Below are 2,933 nucleotides of genomic sequence, written 5' to 3'. Positions count from 1 at the left end.
AACAGTCTGTACTTTGCAGACCTGGCGATGACCTACTCTTCCAGCGCTTAAGCGCAAGTACCATCGGCGCTGCCGCCTTTCACGTCCGAGTTCGGGATGGGATCGGGTGGTTCGACGGCGCCATGATCACCAGGTCGGCGAAGGACAGACTGTTGTTTTGCACGGTTAAAAGCATGGATATCATGGGTTCATGACCGATTTTGGTCACTGAACATGATGGGGTCTGTTAAGCAATTCGAGCCATTAGTACTGGTCAGCTTCACACATTACTGCGCGTCCACACCCAGCCTATCAACGTGGTGGTCTTCCACGGCTCTCAATGAGACCTAATCTCGAGGGGGGCTTCCCGCTTAGATGCTTTCAGCGGTTATCCCTTCCGTACATAGCTACCCGGCAATGCGGCTGGCGCCACAACCGGTCCACCAGAGGTACGTCCATCCCGGTCCTCTCGTACTAAGGACAGCTCCTCTCAAGTCTCACACGCCCACGGCAGATAGGGACCGAACTGTCTCACGACGTTCTAAACCCAGCTCACGTACCACTTTAATCGGCGAACAGCCGAACCCTTGGGACCTGCTCCAGCCCCAGGATGTGATGAGCCGACATCGAGGTGCCAAACACTGCCGTCGATATGAGCTCTTGGGCAGTATCAGCCTGTTATCCCCGGCGTACCTTTTATTCGTTGAGCGATGGCCCTTCCACGCAGAACCACCGGATCACTATGACCGACTTTCGTCCCTGCTCGACCTGTCAGTCTCGCAGTCAGGCTGGCTTATGCCATTGCACTCGACGATCGATTTCCAACCGATCTGAGCCAACCATCGCGCGCCTCCGTTACCATTTGGGAGGCGACCGCCCCAGTCAAACTACCCGCCACAGAGGGTCCCGGACCCGGTTTCACGGGCCTCGGTTAGATATCAAAAGTGTCAAGGGTGGTATTTCACGGATGCCTCCACACCAGCTGGCGCCGGCGCTTCATAGGCTCCCACCTATCCTACACATGACACTCCTGATACCACTCTGAAGCTGTAGTAAAGGTGCACGGGGTCTTTCCGTCTAACCGCGGGTAGCCCGCATCTTCACGGGCAATTCAATTTCGCTGGGCCTGTGCTGGAGACAGTGGGGAAGTCGTTACGCCATTCGTGCAGGTCGGAACTTACCCGACAAGGAATTTCGCTACCTTAGGACCGTTATAGTTACGGCCGCCGTTTACCGGGGCTTCAATTCAGAGCTTGCACTCCTCCTCTTAACCTTCCGGCACCGGGCAGGCGTCAGACCCTATACGTCGCCTTGCGGCTTCGCAGAGCCCTGTGTTTTTAGTAAACAGTCGCCACCCCCTGGTTTGTGCCCCCTGCTTATGGTTGCCCACAAGCAGGGCCTCCTTCTCCCGAAGTTACGGAGGCATTTTGCCGAGTTCCTTCAGCACAGTTCTCCCAAGCGCCTTGGTATACTCTACCTGTCCACCTGTGTCGGTTTAGGGTACGGTCGTTAACGGGAGGGCTATTTCCTGGAACACCTTCGCGGCCCATCCAATCCAATAAGGACAAACCGCTTACAGTATTCGTCACCACTCCCCGGCTGAGGAATATTAACCTCATTCCCATCACCTACGCCTTTCGGCCTCGGCTTAGGGGCCGGCTCACCCTGCGCGGATTAGCCTTGCGCAGGAACCCTTGGACTTTCGGCGACAGAGTCTCTCACTCTGTTTGTCGCTACTCATGTCAGCATTCTCACTTCCGATACCTCCACAGCCTCTCGCGAGACCGCTTCACAGGCTTACGGAACGCTCCGCTACCACGTGATCAAAGATCACATCCGCAGCTTCGGTACATGTCTTGAGCCCCGGTACATCTTCGGCGCAAGAACCCTTGTTTAGACCAGTGAGCTGTTACGCTTTCTTTAAAGGATGGCTGCTTCTAAGCCAACCTCCTGGTTGTTTTGGGGTTCTCACATCCTTTCCCACTTAGACATGATTTAGGGACCTTAGCTGGCGGTCAGGGCTGTTTCCCTCTCGACGACGGACCTTAGCACCCGCCGTCTGTCTGCCGGACTAAACTCATCGGTATTCGGAGTTTGGTTAGAGTTGGTAAGGCTCGCGCCCCCCGCATCCATCCAGTGCTCTACCCCCGATGGTCATCATCCGACGCACTACCTAAATAGTTTTCGCGGAGAACCAGCTATCTCCCGGTTTGATTGGCCTTTCACCCCTAACCACAGCTCATCCCCGTCTTTTTCAACAGACGTGGGTTCGGTCCTCCAGTGGGTGTTACCCCACCTTCAACCTGGCCATGGCTAGATCACCGGGTTTCGGGTCTAATGCATCGAACTCAATTCGCCCTATTCAGACTCGCTTTCGCTACGCCTACACCTAACGGCTTAAGCTTGCTCGATACACTAAGTCGCTGACCCATTATACAAAAGGTACGCAGTCACCCCTCAAGGAGGCTCCTGCTGATTGTAAGCATTCGGTTTCAGGATCTGTTTCACTCCCCTAATCGGGGTGCTTTTCACCTTTCCCTCACGGTACTTGTTCACTATCGGTCATGTGGGAGTACTTAGGCTTGGAGGGTGGTCCCCCCATGTTCAGACGGGATTTCTCGTGTCCCGCCCTACTCAAGGACGCATGATCGGTTTGCCTGTACGGGGCTGTCACCCACTTCGGCCAGTCTTTCCAGACTGTTCCAGTTTCCTCTCATGCGCCACTGGCCTGGTCCCCTTTCGCTCGCCACTACTCAGGGAGTCTCGGTTGATGTCCTTTCCTCCGGGTACTGAGATGTTTCAGTTCTCCGGGTTCGCCTCCGCACCCTATGTATTCAGATACGGATACCGCCTAAGCGGTGGGTTGCCCCATTCGGAAATCCATGGATCAAAGGGTGCTCACCCCTCCCCATGGCTTATCGCAGCGTGCCACGTCCTTCATCGCCTCCACATGC

2 rRNA genes (1 of these 2 cut by a window edge) are annotated in these 2,933 nt (G+C 55.4%); both read right to left on the bottom strand.

What is annotated here, in order from left to right:
* Nucleotides 1–19 precede the first annotated feature (19 nt).
* Nucleotides 20–134: ribosomal RNA gene (rrf, locus tag QK300_RS13380) — 5S ribosomal RNA — on the bottom strand.
* Nucleotides 135–222: 88 nt separating this feature from the next.
* Nucleotides 223–2,933 (bottom strand): 23S ribosomal RNA (locus QK300_RS13375) (it continues 36 nt past the right edge of the window).

This window comes from Iodidimonas sp. MBR-22, assembly GCF_029946565.1.
GTDB classification, from domain to species: Bacteria; Pseudomonadota; Alphaproteobacteria; order Sphingomonadales; family Rhodothalassiaceae; genus Iodidimonas; species Iodidimonas nitroreducens.
This window is presented reverse-complemented; position numbering and strand designations above follow the sequence as displayed.